The sequence below is a fragment of the Photobacterium sp. J15 genome (genome assembly GCF_963870815.1).
Taxonomy (GTDB): Bacteria; Pseudomonadota; Gammaproteobacteria; order Enterobacterales; family Vibrionaceae; genus Photobacterium; species Photobacterium marinum.
In genome coordinates this window covers 2,847,122-2,870,613 of the sequence record NZ_CAWMUI010000001.1, presented here as the reverse complement: position 1 = coordinate 2,870,613, position 23,492 = coordinate 2,847,122, and the positions used below count along the sequence as shown (strand labels likewise).

General features: G+C 47.7%; 27 protein-coding genes. 25 read left to right on the top strand and 2 right to left on the bottom strand.

What is annotated here, in order from left to right; genetic code table 11:
• Positions 1 to 72 precede the first annotated feature (72 nt).
• From flhF to AACQ93_RS12785, 11 genes are all read left to right on the top strand, one after another.
• Positions 73 to 1,719, top strand: a complete 1,647-nt coding sequence (flhF, locus tag AACQ93_RS12835) for a flagellar biosynthesis protein FlhF (protein ID WP_064605425.1) — start codon at positions 73 to 75, stop codon at positions 1,717 to 1,719.
• The gene (locus AACQ93_RS12830) at positions 1,712 to 2,602 is read left to right on the top strand and encodes a MinD/ParA family protein (protein WP_064605423.1); all 891 of its coding nucleotides are present in this window, start codon (positions 1,712 to 1,714) and stop codon (positions 2,600 to 2,602) included. Before flhF ends, AACQ93_RS12830 begins: the two co-directional genes overlap by 8 nt.
• The gene (locus AACQ93_RS12825) at positions 2,595 to 3,317 is read left to right on the top strand and encodes an RNA polymerase sigma factor FliA (protein WP_064605421.1); all 723 of its coding nucleotides are present in this window, start codon (positions 2,595 to 2,597) and stop codon (positions 3,315 to 3,317) included. The genes AACQ93_RS12830 and AACQ93_RS12825 overlap by 8 nt, the downstream gene beginning before the upstream one ends.
• 60 nt (positions 3,318 to 3,377) lie before the next feature.
• A complete protein-coding gene (cheY, locus tag AACQ93_RS12820) occupies positions 3,378 to 3,749 on the top strand; it encodes a chemotaxis response regulator CheY (protein WP_036800231.1) in 372 nt (123 codons plus the stop codon).
• A gap of 36 nt (positions 3,750 to 3,785) precedes the next feature.
• Positions 3,786 to 4,496: a protein phosphatase CheZ gene (locus tag AACQ93_RS12815; protein WP_064605419.1), complete on the top strand. Its 711-nt coding sequence runs from the start codon at positions 3,786 to 3,788 to the stop codon at positions 4,494 to 4,496.
• 9 nt (positions 4,497 to 4,505) lie between these two features.
• Positions 4,506 to 6,827 (top strand): chemotaxis protein CheA, encoded by a 2,322-nt coding sequence (locus AACQ93_RS12810; RefSeq protein WP_064605417.1) that lies wholly within the window; start codon positions 4,506 to 4,508, stop codon positions 6,825 to 6,827.
• 144 nt (positions 6,828 to 6,971) lie between these two features.
• Positions 6,972 to 8,114, top strand: coding sequence for a protein-glutamate methylesterase/protein-glutamine glutaminase (locus AACQ93_RS12805; RefSeq protein ID WP_064605415.1), 1,143 nt, complete (start codon positions 6,972 to 6,974; stop codon positions 8,112 to 8,114).
• A 10-nt stretch (positions 8,115 to 8,124) separates the two neighbouring features.
• Positions 8,125 to 8,904 carry a ParA family protein gene (locus tag AACQ93_RS12800; RefSeq protein ID WP_064605413.1) on the top strand — a complete coding sequence of 260 codons (780 nt, stop codon included), beginning with the start codon at positions 8,125 to 8,127 and terminating at the stop codon, positions 8,902 to 8,904.
• Complete coding sequence (locus tag AACQ93_RS12795) at positions 8,894 to 10,213, top strand: chemotaxis protein CheW (RefSeq protein WP_064605411.1); 1,320 nt, start codon at positions 8,894 to 8,896, stop codon at positions 10,211 to 10,213. Before AACQ93_RS12800 ends, AACQ93_RS12795 begins: the two co-directional genes overlap by 11 nt.
• Before the next feature lie 19 nt (positions 10,214 to 10,232).
• Positions 10,233 to 10,727 carry a chemotaxis protein CheW gene (locus tag AACQ93_RS12790; protein ID WP_064605409.1) on the top strand — a complete coding sequence of 165 codons (495 nt, stop codon included), beginning with the start codon at positions 10,233 to 10,235 and terminating at the stop codon, positions 10,725 to 10,727.
• On the top strand, positions 10,727 to 11,161 hold the full coding sequence (locus AACQ93_RS12785; protein WP_007466468.1) for a DUF2802 domain-containing protein: 435 nt from the start codon (positions 10,727 to 10,729) through the stop codon (positions 11,159 to 11,161). Before AACQ93_RS12790 ends, AACQ93_RS12785 begins: the two co-directional genes overlap by 1 nt.
• Before the next feature lie 35 nt (positions 11,162 to 11,196).
• Here AACQ93_RS12785 and AACQ93_RS12780 read toward each other — a convergent pair whose 3' ends face one another.
• Both AACQ93_RS12780 and AACQ93_RS12775 read right to left on the bottom strand, forming a co-directional pair.
• Positions 11,197 to 11,490, bottom strand: coding sequence for an EscU/YscU/HrcU family type III secretion system export apparatus switch protein (locus AACQ93_RS12780; protein WP_007466467.1), 294 nt, complete (start codon positions 11,488 to 11,490; stop codon positions 11,197 to 11,199).
• Between the two features lie 12 nt (positions 11,491 to 11,502).
• Complete coding sequence (locus tag AACQ93_RS12775) at positions 11,503 to 12,354, bottom strand: hypothetical protein (protein WP_064605407.1); 852 nt, start codon at positions 12,352 to 12,354, stop codon at positions 11,503 to 11,505.
• Between the two features lie 117 nt (positions 12,355 to 12,471).
• Here AACQ93_RS12775 and ccmA point away from each other — a divergent pair, with 117 nt between their 5' ends.
• The 14 genes from ccmA to AACQ93_RS12705 all read left to right on the top strand — a co-directional run bounded on the left by ccmA (position 12,472) and on the right by AACQ93_RS12705 (position 23,450).
• A complete protein-coding gene (gene ccmA / locus AACQ93_RS12770) occupies positions 12,472 to 13,122 on the top strand; it encodes a cytochrome c biogenesis heme-transporting ATPase CcmA (protein WP_064605405.1) in 651 nt (216 codons plus the stop codon).
• Positions 13,123 to 13,128: 6 nt separating this feature from the next.
• A complete protein-coding gene (gene ccmB / locus AACQ93_RS12765) occupies positions 13,129 to 13,797 on the top strand; it encodes a heme exporter protein CcmB (protein ID WP_064605403.1) in 669 nt (222 codons plus the stop codon).
• Positions 13,798 to 13,839: 42 nt separating this feature from the next.
• Positions 13,840 to 14,571, top strand: coding sequence for a heme ABC transporter permease (locus AACQ93_RS12760; RefSeq protein WP_064605401.1), 732 nt, complete (start codon positions 13,840 to 13,842; stop codon positions 14,569 to 14,571).
• Between the two features lie 7 nt (positions 14,572 to 14,578).
• Positions 14,579 to 14,785, top strand: coding sequence for a heme exporter protein CcmD (ccmD, locus tag AACQ93_RS12755; RefSeq protein ID WP_007466462.1), 207 nt, complete (start codon positions 14,579 to 14,581; stop codon positions 14,783 to 14,785).
• Positions 14,782 to 15,267: a cytochrome c maturation protein CcmE gene (gene ccmE / locus AACQ93_RS12750; protein WP_007466461.1), complete on the top strand. Its 486-nt coding sequence runs from the start codon at positions 14,782 to 14,784 to the stop codon at positions 15,265 to 15,267. Before ccmD ends, ccmE begins: the two co-directional genes overlap by 4 nt.
• The gene (locus tag AACQ93_RS12745) at positions 15,264 to 17,243 is read left to right on the top strand and encodes a heme lyase CcmF/NrfE family subunit (RefSeq protein WP_064605394.1); all 1,980 of its coding nucleotides are present in this window, start codon (positions 15,264 to 15,266) and stop codon (positions 17,241 to 17,243) included. Before ccmE ends, AACQ93_RS12745 begins: the two co-directional genes overlap by 4 nt.
• On the top strand, positions 17,243 to 17,797 hold the full coding sequence (locus AACQ93_RS12740) for a DsbE family thiol:disulfide interchange protein (RefSeq protein WP_064605392.1): 555 nt from the start codon (positions 17,243 to 17,245) through the stop codon (positions 17,795 to 17,797). Before AACQ93_RS12745 ends, AACQ93_RS12740 begins: the two co-directional genes overlap by 1 nt.
• Complete coding sequence (locus AACQ93_RS12735; protein WP_007466458.1) at positions 17,794 to 18,297, top strand: cytochrome c-type biogenesis protein; 504 nt, start codon at positions 17,794 to 17,796, stop codon at positions 18,295 to 18,297. Before AACQ93_RS12740 ends, AACQ93_RS12735 begins: the two co-directional genes overlap by 4 nt.
• The gene (gene ccmI / locus AACQ93_RS12730) at positions 18,297 to 19,508 is read left to right on the top strand and encodes a c-type cytochrome biogenesis protein CcmI (protein WP_064605390.1); all 1,212 of its coding nucleotides are present in this window, start codon (positions 18,297 to 18,299) and stop codon (positions 19,506 to 19,508) included. The genes AACQ93_RS12735 and ccmI overlap by 1 nt, the downstream gene beginning before the upstream one ends.
• A gap of 74 nt (positions 19,509 to 19,582) precedes the next feature.
• Positions 19,583 to 20,398 (top strand): MlaA family lipoprotein, encoded by an 816-nt coding sequence (locus AACQ93_RS12725; protein WP_064605388.1) that lies wholly within the window; start codon positions 19,583 to 19,585, stop codon positions 20,396 to 20,398.
• A 24-nt stretch (positions 20,399 to 20,422) separates the two neighbouring features.
• Positions 20,423 to 20,626 (top strand): NAD-dependent epimerase/dehydratase family protein, encoded by a 204-nt coding sequence (locus AACQ93_RS12720; RefSeq protein ID WP_255377130.1) that lies wholly within the window; start codon positions 20,423 to 20,425, stop codon positions 20,624 to 20,626.
• A 204-nt stretch (positions 20,627 to 20,830) separates the two neighbouring features.
• Positions 20,831 to 21,871, top strand: coding sequence for a UDP-N-acetylglucosamine--undecaprenyl-phosphate N-acetylglucosaminephosphotransferase (gene wecA, locus AACQ93_RS12715; protein WP_064605386.1), 1,041 nt, complete (start codon positions 20,831 to 20,833; stop codon positions 21,869 to 21,871).
• Positions 21,872 to 21,951: 80 nt separating this feature from the next.
• Positions 21,952 to 23,097, top strand: a complete 1,146-nt coding sequence (locus tag AACQ93_RS12710) for a Wzz/FepE/Etk N-terminal domain-containing protein (RefSeq protein WP_198160130.1) — start codon at positions 21,952 to 21,954, stop codon at positions 23,095 to 23,097.
• Between the two features lie 80 nt (positions 23,098 to 23,177).
• Entirely contained in the window at positions 23,178 to 23,450 is a 273-nt protein-coding gene (locus AACQ93_RS12705; protein ID WP_064605382.1) for a YfcL family protein, read from the top strand.
• Positions 23,451 to 23,492: the final 42 nt, after the last annotated feature.

Sequence of the window (23,492 nt, the reverse complement as noted above, 5' to 3'; positions counted from 1 at the left end):
AACACAAATCGATATGACCGGCCTGGCAAGGTGATGCCGTAAGCATGAGCGTAATTAAACGGGAAGACGAGATTGAAAATTAAGCGATTTTTTGCCAAGGACATGCGAACCGCACTGAATGAAGTCAAAGAAGAACTCGGTGCTGATGCGGTTATCATGTCGAATAAAAAAGTGACCGGCGGTGTCGAAATCGTTGCTGCGGTCGATTCCGATGGCGGTGCTAGCGAACAGCCGGCAAAAGGCTCTCAGCCGACCCGTGACGCGCTTGCGGCAAGATTGGGTCAGGCTAAACGCAAGCTTGCTGACGATCAGGTTCAGCTCAAGCAGTCAGCTTCAAGCCGCTTTGCTAATGTGCTGCAAAACTATACCGGTGGCGGTCGTCAGCAGGAGGATGCTGAAGAAACCGAAATCGATTCTCTGTCGGCATTACTCCAGCGTCAGGCTAAGCAGCAGGGGCAAGATTCTGCCCCTCGTGGCTATGAAGGTCCGGATCGTCGTAATGCACCGAGTGATTACTCTCAGCCTGGTCGTGGCTATGGCAGCGGTAGTGCGCTGCGTAAAGAACGTCGCCCGGCTGGCGGAAATAATGACCATGCACCGTCGCGCTCTGGTATGCGCCAGCCTCGTCATGAACTGGATATTGGTGATTATCGTCGACCTCAGGCGAAAAATCAGGAAACGCGCTCGGAGTATTCACGTGGTAACAGCCAAGGGAATGCTCGCGGCGGCAATCGTCTCGACCCGACGCGTTACGATCCTAAGGCCGGAAATCATTCCAGTGACGAAATGGATATGATGCGCAACGAAATGGCCTCAATTCGCCGCCTGCTTGAACACCAGCTTTCCGGTTTGATGTGGCAGGAAGTAGAGCGTCGTGAACCGATGCGGGCGATGATGATTAAACGCCTGGAAAAAATGGGATTATCCCCAGAGTTATCTGATCAGCTGGCATGCTATATTCCTGAAGACGTACCGGCTCATGAAGCTTGGCCGGCCTTGCTGGATTTGCTGTCTGATCAAATTATGACAACCAATGACTGCATCCTGGAAACAGGTGGTGTGGTTGCTCTGCTTGGTCCGACTGGTGTGGGTAAAACCACTACAATCGCCAAGCTGGCAGCTCGTGCTGCAATGGAGTTCGGCCCTGATGAAATTGCCCTGGTGACGACTGATACCTACCGTATCGGTGCGCATGAGCAGCTTTCGACATATGGCCGAATTATGGGTTGTCCGGTAAGAGTGGCTAAAGATGCCGAAGAACTTGCCGATATACTTCATCAGTTAAGACACAGACGTCTGGTTTTGCTTGATACCGCCGGTATGGGACAGCGCGATATTCGCCTGTCAGAGCAGCTTGACACCCTGATGCAAAACAGTGGTTCGCAAATTCGCAGTTACTTGGTACTGCCTGCAACATCACAACGCCGTGTTCTTCACGAGACCATCGAACACTTCCGCCGCATTCCACTATCGGGGTGTGTGCTGACCAAACTGGATGAATCCCTGAGTCTTGGTGAAGTGATTTGTGTCTCGATTCAGAGCGCGCTGCCTATTGCCTACCTGGCTGACGGTCAGCGAGTACCTGAGGACATCAAAGTAGCAACCGGTGACTATCTTGTTGCACGTGCGAATGAATTACTAGAACAAGAATTAAGCCAGCAATCTCATTTCTGGAGTAGCGATAGTTCAGAACATCAGGCGGCAGACTTTTATGATTGAGAACCCAATGTACGATCAAGCGAGCGGTTTACGCCGTATGACAAAATTATCATCAACTAAGGTCATTACTGTCACTGGCGGTAAAGGCGGGGTGGGTAAAACCAACGTAACCCTGAACATGGCGATATCCATGGCCAAGCAGGGTAAGCGTGTGATGGTGCTTGATGCCGACCTCGGCCTTGCCAATGTCGATGTTATGTTGGGGCTGCGAGCCGGGCGAAATCTTTCCCACGTCCTGGCCGGTGTCTGTGATCTGCAGGATATCATTGTTGAAGGCCCGTATGGTGTGAAGATTATTCCGGCATCATCGGGGACTCAGGGGATGGCAGAGCTGTCGCCAAGCCAGCATATGGGGCTGATTCGTGCCTTCAGCAGCCTTGAAGAGGACATTGATGTTCTGTTGGTCGATACAGCTGCGGGTATTTCTGATATGGTACTCAGTTTCTCCCGTGCAGCTCAGGATGTGCTGGTAGTGGTTTGCGATGAGCCGACCTCAATTACGGATGCTTATGCGCTGATTAAGGTGCTGAGTCGTGAATACGATGTTCAGCGATTTAAGATTGTGGCCAACATGGTTCGAAGCTACAGAGAAGGGCGTGAACTGTTTGCCAAACTGACCCGAGTGACTGAACGCTTTTTGCATGCCAACCTTGAGCTGGTGGCCTGTGTGCCGCTGGACGACAGGGTTCGTCAGTCTGTAAGGCGTCAGAAAATTGTGGTTGATGCTTTCCCGCGTAGCCCGGCAGCATTGGCCTTCACGTCCCTTGCGACTAAGGCTCTGACCTGGCCGGTACCGACAAGTGCTGGTGGTCATCTTGAATTCTTCGTCGAGAAGTTATTAGTCAAGCGAGCACCACCAGAAGAGGTTTCTATTGGTGAATAAAGCACTGACATACGGACGTTACCAGGAAAGTCCGCATGCCTTTATTGAGCGTTATTCGTCATTGGTAAAGCGCATTGCCCATCACCTGATGGGAAGACTTCCGCCTAATGTCCTGTTAGAAGATTTAATCCAGGCTGGTATGATCGGCCTCCTGGAAGCACAGCAGAATTATGATCCCGGTAAAGGTGCCAGTTTCGAGACCTTTGCCGGAATCCGGATCCGGGGTGCAATGCTCGATGATATCCGGCGCGGGGACTGGGTACCCCGTTCGGTATACAAGAACAGCCGACGGATCACTGAAGCGATTTCTTTCTTGGAAAATGAGTTGGGCCGAGACCCGAATGATCAGGAAATTGCCGAACATCTCGAAATGACACTCGAACAGTACCACCAGGCCTTAAATGATGTTAATTGTGGTCGCTTAATAGGTATGGATGATCTGGGTGTATCGGAAGATGCAGTCGCAAGTGAGCAATCTCTTGACGAAAATCTTCCATTTCAGGGTGTAGTGGATGATAATTTCCGCCATTCATTGGCTGAAGCCATTAAAACTCTGCCTGAAAGAGAGGCGTTGGTTCTGTCTCTTTACTACGATGAAGAGCTCAATCTCAAAGAGATCGGTGCTGTTATCGGAGTAAGTGAATCCCGGGTATGCCAGATTCATAGTCAGGCAATGCAACGTTTGCGTTCCAAGCTCAAAGCCTGGACCGCATAAATACACATTAGATTAGATAAAAACACTGTGACCTCAGTGGAGGCAACTTTGAACAAAAACATGAAAATCCTCATTGTTGATGACTTCTCAACAATGCGCCGTATCGTTAAAAACTTGCTACGTGATCTGGGTTTTAACAACACCCAGGAGGCGGATGATGGATTGACTGCGCTACCGATGCTGAAAAAAGGCGGTTTTGACTTTGTTGTAACCGACTGGAACATGCCAGGTATGCAGGGTATTGATTTGTTGAAGCACATCCGTGCTGACGATGAATTGAAGCACCTGCCGGTTCTGATGATTACCGCTGAAGCAAAACGTGAGCAGATTATTGAAGCAGCGCAGGCGGGCGTTAACGGTTATATCGTTAAGCCGTTTACAGCCGCAACGCTGAAAGAAAAATTAGACAAAATCTTCGAGCGTATGCAGTAATTTCAAGCGTCAGGCGCGAAGAGGGTAATAACTATAATGATTTCACTCGATCAGGCTAAACAGCTTGTAAGCTTGCTTGAAAGCGGGAAGCAGGATGAAGCCAATACGCTGGTTCAGACTCTGGTGTCTGACAGCCGCGATCCTGTTTATGCCGAGGTGGGTAAGTTAACCCGCCAGTTGCATGACTCGCTGGCAAATTTTCGTCTTGATCCCCGTATCAATGAAATAGCGAAAAACGAAATTCCTGATGCCCGTGACCGTTTATCTTTTGTTATCGATAAAACGGAAGCTGCTGCCAACAAGACCATGGACGCAGTGGATAGTATTCAGCCTATCGCTGACAGAATGAATGACACACTGCTAGAGATTCAGCCGCAGTGGAAGCGACTGATGACTGGGCAGATCGGACTTAATGAATTTAAGACGCTGTGTCATGAAATTGACCGTCTATTGGTTGAGGCAGAAAAGGACAGCAATGTTCTTCGTGGCCAGTTAACCGAAATCTTGATGGCTCAGGACTTTCAGGATCTGACCGGACAGATCATCCGTCGTGTTATCGAACTGGTACATGAAGTTGAAGATCAGTTAGTTGAAATCCTTAAAGCCTTTGGCATGGAACAAGAAGACAGAGCCGCTGAAAAATGTGTGCTTAGTCCGGAAGGACCAATCGTCAACGGAGAAGAGCGTGCTGATGTCATGTCTTCTCAGGATGACGTTGATGACTTGCTGTCGAGTCTAGGATTTTAGGGGAAATATATGAGCTTTGATTTAGACGAAGACATCCTGCAGGATTTTTTAATTGAAGCAGGAGAAATTCTTGAGTTGCTGTCTGAGCAGCTGGTAGAGCTAGAGCGTAGCCCTGATGATTCAGAGCTCCTCAATGCGATTTTCCGTGGCTTCCATACGGTGAAAGGTGGCGCTGGTTTCCTTTCTTTAACTCACCTTGTCGACGCATGTCACGGGGCTGAGAATATTTTTGACTTGCTGAGAACCGGCAAGCGAAGCGTCACACCTGAACTGATGGATGTGATCCTGGAAGCGCTGGATACAATTAATGATATGTTCAGCAAGGTCCAGGAGCGTGAGCCGACTGAGCCTGCTGAGCAGCGTCTGCTTGACGAACTTCATCGTTTCAGCCAGCCGCCAACAGCTGAAGAGTTGGCGCAGGCTGAAGGCCAGACAGAAGTCACTGAACCAGAACCGATTGTTGAGGAGCCTGTTGTTGAAGAACCAGTTGTTCAACAACCTGAAGTGCCAGAGCCAGTTGTAGCTGCTCCGTCTTCTGAAACTGTCATTGCCGGTGATTCCGTTGATGACATGACTCAAGATGAGTTTGATCGTCTACTTGATGAGCTCCATGGCGTTGGTAATGGCCCTTCTGTTGACACCATGCCTGCCGCTGCCCCACAGGTCGCTCCGCAAAACAATGCTGCGGAAGTTATTGATCAGATCAAGTCTGAAAGCGGCGATATTACAGATGATGAATTCGAGCGTTTGCTTGATGAACTTCATGGTGCAGGTAAAGCTCCGGGTAATGGTGATGCACCTGTTGCCCCTGCAGTTTCAGCGCCTGCCCCTGTAGTTTCTGCGTCAACTGTACCTGATGATACCGGCGCCAGTAATGGCGACGATGATCTGATGACAGATGATGAGTTCGAGAAACTGCTTGATGAATTGCACGGTTCAGGCAAAGGCCCTTCAGTAGAAGAGCTGGAGTTCGCAACTAAGCCTGTTGCCGATATGTTGGCTGAAACCAAGCCAGAGCCTAAGCCTGCAGCACCAGTTGCTAAACCCGCTGCGCCAGCGGCAGCTCCGGCTCCGAAAGCGGCACCAGCCCCGGCGACCAATAAGCCAGCTCCAGCACCTAAGGCGAAAGCTGCGGCAGCTGCGAAGGACAAAGTTAAGCCAACGGCAGAAGCTACTGTTCGTGTTGATACTTCAACACTAGATACCATTATGAACATGGTAGGTGAGCTGGTACTGGTTCGTAACCGTCTGGTTAGTCTTGGTTTGAACACCAACGATGAAGATATGTCAAAAGCGGTTGCTAACCTTGATGTGGTTACTGCTGACCTGCAGGGCGCGGTAATGAAAACCCGTATGCAGCCAATCAAGAAAGTGTTTGGCCGCTTCCCTCGCGTTGTTCGAGACCTGGCTCGTAGCCTGAAGAAAGACATCGTGTTGGAAATGCGTGGTGAAGATACAGACTTGGATAAAAACCTTGTTGAGGCACTTGCGGATCCACTGGTCCACTTGGTGCGTAACTCGGTTGACCACGGTATCGAAATGCCTGACATTCGTGAGAAAGCAGGTAAACCACGTGTTGGTACTGTGCTGCTTTCGGCATCTCAGGAAGGTGACCATATCCTGCTAACCATCGAAGATGATGGGGGCGGTATGGATCCGGACAAGTTGCGCGGCATTGCGGTTGAGCGCGGTGTAATGGATGCAGATGCAGCCTCTCGCCTGACAGATACTGAATGTTACAACCTGATCTTTGCTCCGGGCTTCTCGACCAAGAAAGAGATTTCTGATATCTCTGGTCGTGGCGTAGGTATGGACGTGGTGAAGACAGGTATCAGCCAGCTTAACGGCTCAATCAGCATTGATTCGGCGTTGGGTAAAGGTACTCGTATCGATATCAAGGTACCGTTGACTCTGGCTATTCTGCCTACCTTGATGGTTGGTGTTGCTGAGCAGCCGTTTGCTCTGCCTCTGGCAAGTGTGAATGAAATCTTCCATCTTGATCTGCGTAAGACCAATGTGGTTGACGGTCAGCTGACGATTATCGTTCGTGATAAAGCTATTCCGCTGTTCTATCTGCAGGACTGGCTGACAGCTGTCGGTCTGCCTGAACGCGAACGCGAACATGGCCACGTTGTTATTGTTCAGATTGGCCACCAGCGCATCGGTTTCGTTGTTGATGCTCTGATTGGTCAGGAAGAGGTTGTAATTAAGCCGTTGGATGAACTGTTGCAGGGTACGCCGGGTATGGCGGGTGCAACAATCACCAGTGATGGTCACATTGCTCTGATTCTGGATGTACCAAACCTTCTGAAACACTACGCAACACGCTAATTATCCTTAGGGGCGTGAAAACGCCCCTAATTAATAGCGAACTTAACCATTATTTGGCTTGAGGTATACCTAGAGAGATTGCCGCCAGATAATTGTTCAGTTTGTTATAGGCTGGGAAACTCATATATACGGGATAAGAATAATATGGCAGTGAAAGTATTGGTGGTGGATGATTCAAGCTTTTTCCGCCGCCGGGTCAGTGAAATTATTAACTCCGATCCTCGCCTAGAGGTAATTGGTAACGCCGTTAATGGTAAGGAAGCCGTCGAGCTGACTAAGAAGCTTCAGCCGGATGTGATCACCATGGATATTGAAATGCCAGTTATGGATGGTATCACTGCCGTGCGTGAAATCATGAAGAGTACGCCAACGCCAATCCTGATGTTCTCATCCCTGACTCATGAAGGGGCGAAAGCAACACTGGATGCGCTGGATGCCGGTGCGCTGGATTTTCTGCCTAAGAAATTTGAAGACATCGCCCGTAACCGCGATGAAGCGGTAGGCCTGCTGCAAAAACGTGTCGGTGAACTGGCACGTAAACGTGTATTCATGCGCCGTGCTGCGCGTCCGGCTGCAACAGCTACTGCAACTCGTGAAGTGAGTAAACCCGTTGCCGGTCGTACAACGCCTACTGCAGCGACAACCGCAGCTCGTACACCAGCTCGTCCTGCCGTAGCGAAAGCCCCGGCTCGTTTTAAAGCTTCAGGTAAGAAATACCAGTTGATGGCGATTGGTACTTCAACGGGTGGCCCTGTTGCTCTGCAGAAGGTTTTGACCAAACTACCGGCAAACTTCCCTTATCCGATCGTATTGATTCAGCATATGCCAGCAACTTTCACTGCGGCATTTGCTGCGCGCCTGAACAACCTCTGTAAAATCGGGGTTAAGGAAGCTGAAGATGGCGATAGCCTGAAACCAGGCATGGCCTATCTGGCTCCGGGCGGTTTGCAGATGATGCTTGAAGGCCGTCCAGGTGCGGCGCGGCTCCGCATTGTTGATGGCGGTGACCGTATGAATTACAAGCCGTGTGTTGATGTTACATTTGGCTCGGCTGCGAAAATTTACCACGACAAAGTATTGTCTATGGTTCTGACAGGTATGGGTGCTGATGGCCGTGAAGGTGCACGTATGCTGAAGAGCAGCGGCTCAACCATTTGGGCACAGGATGAAGAAAGCTGTGTTGTATATGGTATGCCGCAGGCGGTAGCAAAAGCGGGTATTTCCAGCGAAGATTTACCGCTAGACCGGATTGCAGAACGCATTCTGGTTGAGGTAGGAATGGCGTAGGGAGTTCGCATTGATCGTTTGGAGTATAGCCAACCAAAAAGGGGGCGTCGGGAAAACAACGACGACGATAACCTTGGCTGGGCTGTTGAGCGAGCGTAACAAGCGAGTATTGTTGGTAGACACCGACCCTCACTCCTCGTTGACGACCTATCTCAATTTTGACGCGGATACTGTACCGTCGAGTCTGTTTGATTTATTTCAGCTCAGCGAGGTTAACCGAGATACGGTTCGCCCGCTGATCATGAATACGCAGTTCAAGAATATTGACATTATTCCTGCCCATATGTCACTGGCGACACTGGACCGGGTAATGGGTAACAGAGGCGGAATGGGGCTGGTGCTGAAAAAAGCACTCAAAAGCCTGGAAGATGATTATGACTATGTGCTGATCGACTGCCCGCCGATTCTTGGAGTGATGATGGTAAATGCCTTGGCGGCAAGCCATCGGATCCTTATCCCGGTACAGACCGAATTTTTGGCGATGAAGGGCCTGGAGCGTATGATGCGCACCCTGCAGATTATGCAGAAATCCCGAGCCTCAGAATTTAATGTTACTGTTGTGCCGACGATGTACGATAAGCGTACCCGGGCATCGTTGCAGACCCTGCAGGAACTGAAAGTCAGGTTTCCTGAGCAGGTATGGGCCTCGGCAGTACCGATTGACACCAAGTTCCGTGATGCCAGTATCAAGCACATGCCGCCATCACTGTTTGCTCGCAGTTGTCGTGGCGTTTTTGCCTATAAGACCCTGTTAAATTATCTGGAGCGCCTTGACCAAGATGAGCGATAAACAGCGTCTTACCAGTGAACAAGTACTGGATGATTATTTCTTAGATTTGCTGGTTGAGCCTGAACCGCAAGAGGTTGAGCCACAGGAAGCTGACGAGCCAAAAACAGCAGCAGATTTAGCTGAAGATTCTGTAGCTGATGCCGATAAAGCTGAAAGTCAGGTATCAGAGCAGGCTGCTGATAACAGCACTGAAGGTTCAGACAGTGAGGCACCTGAAGATGAGGGCTCTGATACTAAAAGTGCGTTAGCGCCTCCTCAGAATACAGTAACAGATGCCGAACCGGAGTCTCCTGCACAAGATGATCAGGAGACAATGTCTACGCCTTTTGATTTTGAACGTTTATCGGAATCAACAGAAGATTCTGATGCAGGCTATGACGGTGATATTGATGTCGAACTGAATTTGTCGACACCAATTGGCAAGATACCTGGTTGGGTACCGCAGGTTCAGGAAAAAGTAGAAATTGTGTCGGCAGTACCATTTGCCGAACAACCTGAGTCTGATATGGAAGGGGTGCAACGTCTGCTCAGTCAGCTGAATCGGATGCAGCCCGAACCAAAGGCTGAACCTGAGTCTGAACAGGAACCAGCGGCAACGCTGAAATCGTCTGTAATGACAGACATTTCGGACGCGTTGCCGGAAGAAGCGGACGCGGAACCCGCGGTAATTCCGCAGGAACAAATTACCAGGGCAGAGTCGGAGCCAGAAGCCGAACCTGTCTTGGTTGAACCCGAGCAAGCCGAGCCTGTTTATGATGTCAATCATGAAATTGAACATGCAGAGCCGGAAGTGCTTGTTGAACCGGAAACCCAGGCAGGAGGTGATGAACCGCCGGAACTGTGGCAGGAAAAACAAGAAGCGGGTTCGGAATTCCAGGCCTTGTTCTTTGAAGTCAATGAGGTGACATTCGCCGTACCATTGACAGAACTTGGCGGGATCCATCAGCTGGGAGAGGTGAACCACCTGTTAGGTCGTCCACCTTGGTACCTGGGCCTGATGACCAACCGTGAGCATCAGCTGGATGTGGTAGATACTGCCCGTTGGGTGATGCCGGAAAAACTGAGTTCCGATGAACATCAGGAAAATTATCGTTATATCGTGATGTTGGGGGAAAGTAAGTGGGGACTTGCTTGTGACAAGCTCCACGGCACCGAAACCCTGACGGAGCAAAGTGTTCGCTGGCGGGAGAAGGCGGGGAAACGCCCTTGGCTTGCCGGAATGGTTAAAGATAAAATGTGTGCTCTAATTCATGTTAACGAGCTAATATCTATGCTGAGAGCCGGCTTAGATGTTAAAAGTGTAATATAAGAGCCGAAGAGGAAACATCATGTCTCAGGTTAGTGTAGCCGAAATTCAAAAAGAAGACGGTAACGATCAAGTACTGCAGTGGGTGACATTCCAGCTGGAAGATGAAACCTACGGTATTAACGTAATGCAGGTACGTGAAGTACTGCGTTATTCTGAAATCGCGCCAGTTCCGGGTGCGCCGGATTATGTTCTGGGTATCATCAACCTGCGTGGTAATGTGGTAACGGTTATCGATACCCGTTCTCGCTTTGGCCTGATGCCAGGTGAAATCACAGACAATACCCGTATTGTTATTATCGAAGCTGAAAAGCAGGTAGTTGGTATTCTGGTAGACAGTGTTGCGGAAGTAGTTTACCTGCGCAGCTCTGAAATCGACACCACTCCAAGCGTGGGTACTGAAGAAAGTGCTAAGTTTATCCAGGGCGTGAGCAACCGTGATGGCGAACTGCTAATTCTGGTTGATCTGAATAAGCTGCTTTCTGACGAAGAATGGGAAGAGATGGCGTACCTGTAATGCTAGACCTGCTTTTGCAATGGTTGCCAATTGTCATCGCAATACTCGCTGTTGTGGTTTCATGGCTGCTCGTCAGCCGTGAAAAAAAAGCCCGTCAGGCACTGGAGTCAAAGTTTGCTGCAACTGAGCTGGTACTGAAAAATGCACGGCATCAGCATGAAAGTTTGATCAAACAGTTTAATGAACTGCGTGCCGGTACGATGGGTATGAGCCAGAAGCTGGCGGATATGGCGAATCAGCTTGAGCTACTGGAGGATCGACAGGGGGAAATCTCTATGTTGGATCCTGAGGGTAAGCTGTATACCCGTGCCAGCAAAATGGTTGAGCTTGGTGCCGATGTCAATGAGTTAATGGAAGAATGTGATCTACCGAAAGCAGAAGCTGAACTCTTGTTGCGCTTGCAGCAGAAGATGGCACAGCCCAGACGCCGATAATGATGTTTTCATTTTAGCCGTCGTTGCTATTTGCATTAGACCAGCTCGTCAATACCTGAAAGCCCTTCCCATCCGGGAGGGGTTTTTCCGTTCAGGACCCATGAAAACGCAATCAGCTCTGCAATAATTCGGTAGAGGCTTTCTGGGATTTCATCGCCGATTTCTAGCTGATTAAGGTATTCGCTCAATGCCTCGTCTTCATGGATTAAGCCTCCCTGCTTTTTCACTTGTTCAATAATATGCTCGGCAAGGTGGTTATATCCTTTGGCAGTGACTGTCGGAGTCTGGTAACCGTCATAGTGCAGGGCAATCGCGCGTTTATCTTTCATATCGTCATGTCCTTATACCAGAATCGAAAAGCCATCGATGCCAGTACTATTATCAAGGCATAATGGCTGAGCCAGCTTAAAAGTGGCCGGTTCGGTTTGGATCCCAAGCATTGCCAGTCGCTCTGACAGGAGCGGAGCCAGCAGTTCAGTGCGTTTGAGTAACAGGTTGTTGTCTGATTCGAAAGCCAGGTTAAGCTTCTGCTGATCCCAGATCGCGACAGCCTGAACAGCGTCACTAGTGCCGACCGGTAAGTTTATCTGTACTCGCCAGCGTGGTTTCTGATCATTCTTACGTTTGCTGCCGGATTGATTGTCTTTTTCTATCGATAGCTTCACTTCCCGGCCGTTGGCCTGAAGTAAGTGCAGATGAATGACTGTTGCTTCATTTTCTTTAACTGTCGGTGCCATTCGCTGTTCTGCCGCCAGTTTGAGTAAAGCAGTGAACTCTTCCTGCTTATCGGCAGGGAACTGTTGCAGCCATTGCTTTAGCGGACTGTCTGGTTGGCTGGCCTGTTTTAATAGCAAAGCCAGGGTTTTCTTTCCGGCACCCTGTTGTAGCCACTGGACAATAGCTGATTGATTTTCCGGCACCAAAAGCTGAGACAATAAATTTGTGATAGTGGATTGTGCTGGTGTCTGTGACGGTGAAGAAGGAGATGAATGGGCTATGAAAGTTGTAAAAAACCGTTGCAGCACATTCAGTTGTGTTAGTAGCTGAGTTAGCTGGGAATTTTGTACTGCTGCCTGCGTATTGGTATTTACTGTTTGAGCAAACTTATGATTTGTCTCATTTACTGGCACTATTTTAGGGCTAGTTTGTCCATTCTTAGTTAAAGCAGTAGCTTGCTGGTGATCGATACGCATGGAGGTCACATTTACTTACCTAAGTGATCGAACTATACAACCGGTTGTCTAACAAAATTATAAACCTGTGTGGTAATATGCGATCTTAATTGTGTCACCTAGGATACATCATTTTATATGTTGTCTGTAGAAGAATTAAGCTGTGTCCGCGATGAGCGGGTGCTGTTCGATAATCTGTCATTTCAGGTTTCCTCCGGAGACCTGGTTCAGATCGAAGGGCATAACGGCGCAGGGAAAACGACGCTGCTTCGGATCATTGCAGGTCTCGGGCGGGCAGACAGCGGGACTGTGTGCTGGAAAAATGAAGACATTGAATCGGCACGGGAAGATTATCATCAGGATTTACTGTTTCTTGGTCACCAGACCGGGGTCAAGCGTGAGTTAACAGCTTTTGAAAACCTGGCCTTTTTTCAGGCAATGCACCGGAATTCACAGGATAGTGATTTGACTGGTTTGCCGCAGGTCAGCGGTGAGGATTGCCTATGGCAGGCATTGGCCCATGTGGGGCTTGCCGGTCGCGAAGATGTGCCTGCTGGGCAGTTGTCTGCCGGGCAGCAGCGCCGTGTTGCTTTGGCGCGTTTGTGGATCAGCAACCATAAGCTGTGGATTTTGGATGAGCCTCTGACTGCAATAGACAAACAAGGTGTAAAGGTGCTGGAACGGTTGTTCCTTTCCCATGTTGAACGTGGAGGGATTGTAATCCTGACCACGCACCAGGATATGTTCACCGACAGTAACCATTTACGTAAGATTAAGTTGGGGCTGTAATTTTCGATGTTTGGCGCTATTTTTCAGGTTATACGAAGGGAACTGCTGATAGCGTTCCGTCGTCAGGCCGAAGTGTTCAACCCGTTGTGGTTTTTTATTATTGTTATCACCCTGTTTCCATTAGGGGTGGGGCCAGAGCCAAACTTGCTGGCGCGTATTGCTCCGGGCATTGTCTGGGTTGCGGCTTTGTTGGCGGCTTTGCTATCGCTTGAGCGTCTGTTTCGTGATGACTTCGTTGATGGCTCGTTGGAACAGATGTTGCTGATGCCGACACCTTTGCCGGTGCTGGCTTTTGCTAAGATGGTCGCGCATTGGGTGCTTACCGGTGTGCCTTTATTATTAATCAGTCCGTTGCTGGCTATTTTGCTGTCACTGGATTGGGAAACCTGGAAAGCGGTAGTGCTGACCCTACTAATAGGCACACCGACATTGAGCTTTTTGGGGGCTATTGGGGTAGCTCTGACCGTAGGTTTAAGAAAAGGTGGGGTTTTATTGAGTTTGCTCATATTACCACTTTATATTCCTGTGCTTATATTCGCGACTTCCGCGATTGATGCAGCGAGTCTGGGTATGCCTTTTAACGGTCAATTAGCGCTGATGGGCGCGATGCTGGCAGGTTCAGCAACACTGGCTCCGTTTGCAGTGGCTGCATCGCTGCGCATAAGTGTGAACTAATATTTTTATAACTATATTTCTATTGAGTAGAGAAAATTATTTATGTGGAAGTGGTTACATCCCTACGCAAAGGCTGAAAACTGTTACCGTCTGTGCGGTACCCTGCTGCCCTGGTTCTCTGTCCTGGCATTGCTGGGAATCATTACCGGTACTGTCTGGGGCCTGATGTTTGCGCCAACTGATTACCAGCAAGGTGACAGTTTCCGAATTATTTACCTCCATGTTCCTGCGGCTATCTGGTCGATGGGTGCCTATATGTCGATGGCGATTGCCGCTTTTATCGGCTTGGTATGGCAGATCCGTCTTTCTGATATGGCGGCTGCGGCCATGGCACCGATTGGTGCGGTATTTACCGTGATTGCCCTGCTGACAGGTGCGATTTGGGGTAAACCTATGTGGGGCGCATGGTGGGTATGGGATGCCCGTTTGACCTCTGAACTTATCCTTCTTTTCCTATACCTTGGTGTAATTGCCCTATACAGTGCATTTGATGATCAGAAAACAGCCGCTAAGGCTGCTGGTATTCTGGCGATTGTCGGTGTGATTAACCTGCCGATCATTCATTTTTCTGTGGAGTGGTGGAATACCCTGCACCAGGGAGCAACCATCACTAAATTTGATAAACCGTCGATGGACAGCACCATGTTGTGGCCGTTGCTTCTTAACATCGTCGGTTTTGCCTGTTTCTTTGGTGCAGTAACGTTGGTTCGTCTTCGTAACGAGATTATTGCCCGTGAAAGCCATCGCCCTTGGGTACGTGAATTAATGAAGTGAGGCCATCATGCATTTTGAATCATTTAGTGAATTTCTGGCTATGGGTGGCTACGCGTCATACGTTTGGAGCGCTTACGGCATCTCCTTTGCGGCCCTGCTTTGGATTTTAGTTTCTAGCCTTAATAAAAAACGCCGTTTAGCGGCGGAAATCAAAAATAAAATCGCTCGTGAGCATCGTATTAAAGAAGCGAAAAAACTGGAGAACACACTATGAACCCGAGACGTAAAAAACGCCTGACGCTATTGCTGGCGCTGGTGGTGGGCCTCGGCGCAACCGTCGGTTTGATTCTGTATGCGTTAAACCAGAATATGGACCTGTTCTATACCCCTACAGAATTGGTGCAGGGTAAGCCTGACGGAACCAAACCGGAAGTCGGCCAGCGTTTGCGCATCGGAGGTATGGTTGTGAAAGGTTCGGTACAGCGTGATCCTCAGTCACTGGAGGTACAGTTTGACGTTGCGGATGTAGGTCCGGCTGTAACGATCAAGTATGACGGTATCCTGCCTGACTTGTTCCGTGAAGGTCAGGGTATTGTGGCACAGGGCGTATTGGTTAATGCAACCACGATTGAAGCCCATGAAGTGCTGGCGAAGCACGATGAAGAATATATGCCACCTGAGGTGGCAGAAGCTATGAAGAAAACCCATGAACCGCTTCAGTATTCTGAGGCTCAGCTGCAGGGTAGTGTTCAATGATTGCAGAATTAGGGCATTTCAGCCTGATTGTTGCGTTGGGTCTGTCGATCCTCGCAAGTATCTATCCATTGTATGGTGCCACAGTCGGTAACCAGGCAATGATGAGAATGGCACGACCGCTGACATACGGTGTATTTGGTATGTTGTCGCTCTCGTTTGCCGTATTGTGCTGGGCTTTCTATAGCAATGATTTTACTGTTGCGTATGTAGCCAGCAACTCTAACAGTATGCTGCCGTGGTATTACCGTATTACTGCAGTATGGGGCGCACACGAAGGCTCTTTGTTGCTATGGGTATTGATCCAGGCGACGTGGGCAGCTGCGGTTGCTATGTTCAGCCGTGGTATGCCGCTGGAGTCGGTGTCTCGCGTACTGGCCGTTATGGGGATGATTTCAGTTGGCTTCCTGCTGTTTATCATCATGACATCTAACCCGTTCCTTCGCACTCTGCCTTTCTTCCCTGTCGATGGTCGCGACCTGAACCCGCTTCTTCAGGATCCGGGCCTGATTATTCACCCGCCAATGTTGTACATGGGTTATGTAGGCTTCTCGGTGGCTTTTGCCTTTGCAATTGCATCACTGATGACCGGACGCCTTGATACCGCATGGGCGCGCTGGTCCCGTCCATGGACTATTGCTGCATGGTCATTCCTGACTCTGGGTATTGCGCTGGGTTCATGGTGGGCTTACTACGAGCTTGGCTGGGGTGGCTGGTGGTTCTGGGATCCGGTAGAAAACGCATCCTTCATGCCATGGCTTGCCGGTACTGCGCTGATGCACTCACTGGCAGTGACGGAAAAACGCGGCACCTTCAAAGCATGGACTGTACTGCTGGCTATATCTGCGTTCTCTCTGAGCCTGCTAGGTACCTTCCTGGTGCGTTCCGGTGTGCTGGTATCGGTTCACGCGTTTGCGTCTGATCCGGCTCGTGGTATGTTCATTCTTGGCTTCCTGGTTGTCGTCATCGGTGGCTCGCTGCTGCTGTATGCGTTGCGTGGCAGTCAGATCCGCGCACGCGGTAACTACAGTTTGTTCTCGCGTGAGAACCTGCTGCTTGCAAACAACCTGCTGTTGATCGCTGGACTGGTCGTTGTCCTTATTGGTACCTTGCTGCCGTTGATCCACAAGCAGATTGGTCTTGGTTCAGTGTCTATCGGTGTACCTTTCTTCAACACCCTGTTCACTTGGCTGATGATCCCGTTTGCTTTCATTCTGGGTATCGGTCCGCTGGTTCGCTGGAAGCGTGACAAAGTCTCAAATATTCGTAAGCAGCTGATTGTCTCTGCTGCGGTTACCATTCCTGTGTCGGTGCTGTCTATTGTCCTGTTTGCTGACACTATGGAGCCGCTGGCAATCCTTGGCCTGCTGATGGCGGTGTGGATTGTTATCATGCACGGCTTTGAGCTGTACGGGCGTGCGACGCACCGTCACAGCCTGATGACAGGTCTTCGCAAGCTTGGTCGCAGTCATTGGGCGATGGTGCTGGGCCACATCGGTCTTGCCGTGTCGCTGATCGGTATTACCCTGGTGTCTAACTACGATCTGGAGCGCGATGTGCGTCTGGCTCCGGGGGAGACAGTACAGGTTGAAGGTTATGACTTTAACTTTGTAGGTCTGCGTGATGCTGACGGTCCGAACTACGACGGTTATATCGCTGATTTCCACATTACCCGTAACGGTAAGTTTGTCACCATGCTTCACGCTGAGAAGCGCTTTTACAGCGTAGCCGGTTCGATGATGACTGAAGCGGCGATCGACAGTGGTGTTACCCGCGACCTTTATGTTGCCATGGGTGAGAAACTGGGTGACGGCGCATGGGCTGTCCGTATTTACTACAAGCCATTTGTGAACTGGATTTGGTTCGGCGCTGTTTTGATGGCGCTAGGTGGAGCCATTGCGATTAGTGATAAGCGCTACCGTTTCCGTAAAAAAGCGCAGGCAAATGTAAAAGTGGCCAAACAGGTTGAGGCTAACTGATGAATAAGAAATTATTGTTTGTACCACTGGGACTGTTTCTTACCCTGGTACTGATTTTTATGGTTCAGCTGACCCGTAATGCGGGAGGTGATGACCCAACTAAACTGGAATCCGTACTGGTCGGTAAGCCTGTTCCTGAATTCAAGCTGGAAGATTTGGTTGAAGCCGGCAAATTGTATGAACAGGACATTTTCAAAGGCGAACCATTGCTGCTGAATGTCTGGGCAACTTGGTGTCCGACTTGTTATGCCGAACACCAATACCTGAATGAGTTGGCAGGAAATGGCGTAAAAATCATTGGCCTTAACTACAAAGATGAGCGCCTGAAAGCGGTCAACTGGTTAAATAAGCTGGGTAATCCATATATTCACAGCCTGTTTGATGGTAATGGCATGCTGGGTATGGACCTGGGCGTTTATGGCGCACCGGAGACTTTCCTGATAGATGCTAACGGTATTATTCGTTACCGCCATGTCGGTGATGTAAATCCACGTAATTGGGCTGATACACTAGAGCCTATGTACAAGGCTCTGCAGGAGGAAGCGAAGGGATGATCAAACGAATCACAGCTATGCTTCTGGGCATCGGGCTGGCTTTAGCTGCAGCATTGCCTGCGACAGCCGCAATTGATGTTTATGAATTTGAAACAGCAGAGCAGGAGCAGGTTTTCCATGAACTGACTGCGACTTTGCGCTGCCCGAAATGTCAGAACAATAACATTGCAGATTCTAATGCCGAACTTGCTAAGGACATGCGTCAGAAAGCGTATGACATGCTGAGCGAAGGTAAGAGCAAGGATGATGTTATTGATTACATGATTGCCCGTTACGGTAACTTTGTAACCTATGACCCGCCACTGATGCTATCGACCATGATTCTGTGGATTGCCCCGGTGCTGTTTATTCTGGTGGGCTTTACTGTGTTAGTTGCCCGTTCGCGTAAGAGTGGGGAAAAGCAGTCAGAGCCAAAGCTTGACGCAGGTGAAGAGCAACGTCTGAAAGCGCTGATGGAAGAAATGGAACAACAAAAACCGAATGACGGGAAGGTGAAATAATGACGTTGTTTTGGATTGTAACCGTTGTTCTGATTTTAATTGCAGCGGCTATTTTTGTGGTGCCAATCTTTGGTAAGTCACAAGATGATATTGCCAGTCGTGATGAGCTGAATAAGGCGTTCTTTAAAGATCGCATCACTGAGCTGGAAAATGAGTCCAGTGAAGGCTTGGTGAATAATCGTGATGAGTTGGTTACTGAGCTTCAGCAATCTTTGCTTGATGACGTACCGGCTAACAGTGAGGAGCATAAATCCGAGGTCAGCCCACTGATGTTGTTGCCGGGTGTGGTTCTGCTGGTGGCGGTTTGTTACGGCATGTACTTCAGCGTTGGTAATATCGGTAAAGTTGAGTCATGGCATCAGACCGTCGCGCAGCTGCCTGAGCTGACCCAGCGTCTGATGGACGAGCAGGGGGCAGAGCCGCTTAGTGATGCAGAGATGACCGATCTGACTTTGGCGCTTCGTACCCGTCTTCATGAGACGCCGGATGATGCGACAGGTTGGTTGTTGCTGGGCCGTATCGGTATGGCTAATCGTGATGCAAGCACGGCTGACGGTGCAATGCGACGCGCTTATGCGCTAGACCCGGAGAATCCGGAAGTACAATTGAGCTATGCACAGTCGCTGATGATGATGGGGAATCCGCAGCAAATCGATTTTGCCCGTCAGCTTCTGCGTAGTGTTATCCGTCAGGATCACACCAATCTTCGCGCAATGTCACTGCTGGCGTTTGATGCTTTTGAAAATGGTGAATACTCAAAGGCCGTGTCTTACTGGACCATGATGAAGCAGATGGTTGGCGAAGACGATCCTCGTGCTGAAATGTTGGAGCGTAGTATTGAACGCGCTCGTTCTCAGGTAGCTCAAGAGTCCAACACAGCAACCACTGTTTCTGTTGAAGTTGCACTGGACCCGACAGTGAAGTTGCCATCAGAAGGGCTGGTGATAGTGTCTGTACATTCTGCGGACGGTGCGCCTATGCCTGTTGCTGCAAGACGTATTCCGCTGTCACAGTTTCCAATCAGCCTGACGATGACGGACAATGACAGCATGATCCCGGAACGTCTGATGTCATCATTGCCGGAGATGGTCGTTAAGGCCCGTATCGATACTGACGGTAACGTTATGACTAAGAAAGGCGATTGGTATGGTCAAAGCGATGTTGTTACGTTAGGTGGTACAACAAAAATTGTGATTAACGCCCAATACTAATCTCAAGGCTGGTACAAACAAAGCAGGCCGGATATCATTGTCCGGTCTGCTTTTTCTATTTATGGAATAACCCGTTGAAAAGAATAACCATTTTTTCTCTGCTGTTAATTTTAGGGCTGACTGGCTGTGCAGAGACGCCGAATGATGAAAACCTGAATCAAACAACAGTTGAGACTAATACCGACTATCAGAATACTGAAGATGATTATAACGCGGAGGGTGTTTATGACCCATTTGAGGGCTTTAACCGCGCAATGTGGACCGTAAACTACGATTATCTTGATCCCTATATTGCTCGTCCGGTTTCACTTGCATACGTAGATTATGTACCGTCCCCTGTACGAAGCGGTATCCGCAATTTCCTTTCCAATCTAGATGAACCAGCCAGCATCATTAATAGCCTTATCATGCTTGATGGCGAGCAGGCCGTAACCCATTTTAACCGTTTCTGGATTAACAGTACTTTTGGTTTGTTCGGTTTGATTGATATCGCAACAGCAGCTGACATCCGTAAACCTGGTGATCGTGCATTTGGTGATTCTATGGGTTATCACGGCGTCGGCAACGGCCCGTACTTTATGGTTCCAATGTATGGACCGGTAACACTGCGTGAAGGTGTTGGTGATACAGTTGACGGCTTGTACTTCCCGCTTAACCTGCTAACTTTTTGGCAAAGTCTGGGCAAATGGGCCTTCGAAGGTATGGAAGATCGCGCTGCACTGGTATCTCAAGAAGCATTGCTGAAAGACTCTCCTGACCCATACGTATTTACCCGTGATGCCTACATCCAGAACAAGAACTTCCGTGCTACCGGCGGCAAATCCATTGAGGAAGAACCTGCCGATGAAGAGTTCCTAGATGAGTTTTTGGATGAGGTGGACGATTACTAGCGCCAACCAGGTAAGTATTAACTAATGCAACATGATAAGAGTTTGAGATTTTTAATAACCGGAGGTGCTGGTTTTATTGGGTCAGCACTAATCCGTCACCTTATAGCAAATACTGAACACTGTGTTTTAAGGAGCGATATTGTTAAATGTGAGCGTCAATTATTTGATGCTAAGTGTCGGAAAAACCTGAGCGGGGTTATCGATATGTGGTTGACTTTTCAAAGTTAGAAACAGAATTAGGTTAGGAAACCTAAATAAACATTCGATTCTGGTATTACCAAAACAGTACCGTGGTATGTCATAAGTGATCGAAACATAGAGCTTTGCTTGTATCAGCCAAAAAAAGCAAATAGAGAAACTTTTGATTTTGCTCTCTAAGGGGAGGATTTGTTATAGTAAACAACCTAATTTGACGCAACTCGCAGAAAAGTAATGCTAGCTGACTGTTTTTTCGTCTTTTTTTCTTCGTTTACTGCATTGCTCTTGCTCCGAAAGCTGGCTAAACGAATTGGCTTAGTTGATGTTCCATGTAGCAGAAAACAGCATCAAGGGGCTATACCATTGGTTGGAGGCCTTGCTGTTTGTTTTAGTATTGTACAGTTTTTCTATTATAACCCCGAGTGGATCAGACACTCTAATTTTTACATCTTATCCATCGCTGTACTGACAGTTGTTGGGGCGGTTGATGATAAATTCGACGTGGATTTTAAGCTGAGAATTCTGTTACAAGGTGGTTTGTCTGTTTGTATGATGGCCTTAGTTGGACTTGAACTTCAAAGTCTCGGTGACCTTTTGGGATTAGGGGCGATTAAGCTTGGTTTTTGGGGCTATCTTATAACGATTCTTGCTGTTATAGGTGCAATTAATGCGTTTAATATGGTTGATGGTATTGATGGATTGCTTGGGGGGTTGTCGATCGTCACATTTGGTAGTTTAGCACTAATTTTGTATAGCCAAGGGCAAGAAAATCTTGCTTATGCCTTAGTCATTATTATTGTTGCTATTATTCCTTATGTTTTATTGAATTTAGGTATTTTGGGTGAAAAACGAAAAGTCTTTATGGGGGATGCCGGAAGTACTCTGATTGGCTTTACAGTAATATGGATGCTCTTGTTGGCAAGTCAAGATGGAGCTAAAGCACCTTTAAGACCTGTTACTGCCTTGTGGCTGATTGCGATTCCTTTGATGGATATGGTGACGATTATTTCACGGCGTTTGTATCGAGGCGTTTCGCCTTTCAAGCCAGATCGTGAGCATTTACATCATACAATTCAGCGTTTGGGACTCAATCCTAAGCAAACCCTATTGGTTATCTGTTTTTTTGCATCTTTATGTGCGGCCTTTGGCATATTTGCCGAAATAAAGCAGATACCAGAATACATCATGTTTAGTTTATTCATATTGTGCTTTTTTATATACAACTTTGTTGCTACTAAGCTGACAATTTCATCTAAGCATATGACTTTTGATTAAAATTGTGATTTTGAAATCATGAATCTTTTATTAACATACTATAATTTTATACAATTGACACTGGGAACAGGATGCAAAGCGTGACCGATAATCTTATGCATAAAAAACCATATTCAATGACTGTTAATCCTGAAATTAACGACATTCGGTCAATGCTTATGAATCAAGATGAAATTGATTTGAAAGAATTGGTTTTAGCTCTTTGGGAGAGTAAGCTATTAATTGCCATTACAGCTATTATTTTCGGACTAGTAGCGCTGATTTACGCATATGCAGTACCTGAGGTTTGGACATCAAGTGCGAAAGTCATGCCGCCTAAAATTAATGACTTTTATCAATTAAGTCGTGAGGTCAATAAGTTCCAGCCAGTTTTATCCTCACAGACAGATGACGTTATCAATGCTGGTAATCAGTCGAGTGATTTGACAGCGTTGATTCAACCTGATGAGCTTTTTAAGCAATATATTGATGCTTTTAATTCATCGATAAATAAGAAAGCATTTTTAGATGGTAATAAGATTTACCAGCGATTTTTGGCTGAAAATGGCATTACTGAAGTAAATGAAAAATTCATAATGAGCCAGTGGTTGAGTAATATCCAGGCTCAACCGGAAGCTAAGAAACGAGGAAAGCCAAATTATTATACTCTTGCAACTTCTAGCTATTCACAGCAAACAAGTTATGAGCTTCTTGAACAATATTCTCTTTATATTTCTAACTTAGTAACTAAAGATGTTATTCAGGGAATAAATAATATCATAGCTGCTTACAAAGCTGATTTGTTGGCAAGAGCAGCTATTCTAAATCAACAGGCAAAACAAAAGTTGGTTTTAGAAAAGAAGAAAGTCGAAATCGCTGTTGATATTACATCAAAGGCCTCTATAGATAAGCCTTTTTTAAATTATTCAAACAATGATTTATTTCCAATTAACTTAGGTAAAGATGCAAGTGTTGCTAAAAAAGCTGCGTTGGATAAGATTACTGATCTGACTTTTTTTGAACCAAAGTTAATAACGGTTAACACTAAGTTAAATATTTTGCATGGTGAGTCAAAAATAAATGATGATATCAAATTTGACACAGTTCATTATATTGATGAAGTTTCAATTCCGCTGAGTAGGGATAATCCAAAGCGTGCGCTAATTGTAATTCTTGGTGTTTTATTGGGCATGATGGCGAGTATCGCTTTTGTTCTGGTTAAAAAAGCATTTAAAGTAGATGATTAACTCGTTTATAGAAGCGTCACTCTAGGAGGGTGGCCTTATAATGATGTAACGTAATAGTGTACTGGATAACGAGAATTAAAATGAATCAGCAATACGAAGAGAAACTGCTAAACCTCATTGACAGAATGGTTGAAACGGCATCTGATGATGAGTTATTTGCTGGTGGTTATTTACGTGGGCATATTTCACTTTCTGCTGCTAACTGTGAGATGTGTGGAAAAACGTCAGTAGATGCGATGAATAACGCGGTAGAAAACAGTTTAAAAGAAACGCAGTCTGAGTTGAATCCAGCTGATCAGTTGATCGTCAACGCAATGTGGGAAAAGTTACGGCAAGAGGCTTATAATAAGTGACTTACCCTTACTTTTATTAAATGTCTAGTCCTAAAATAGGTT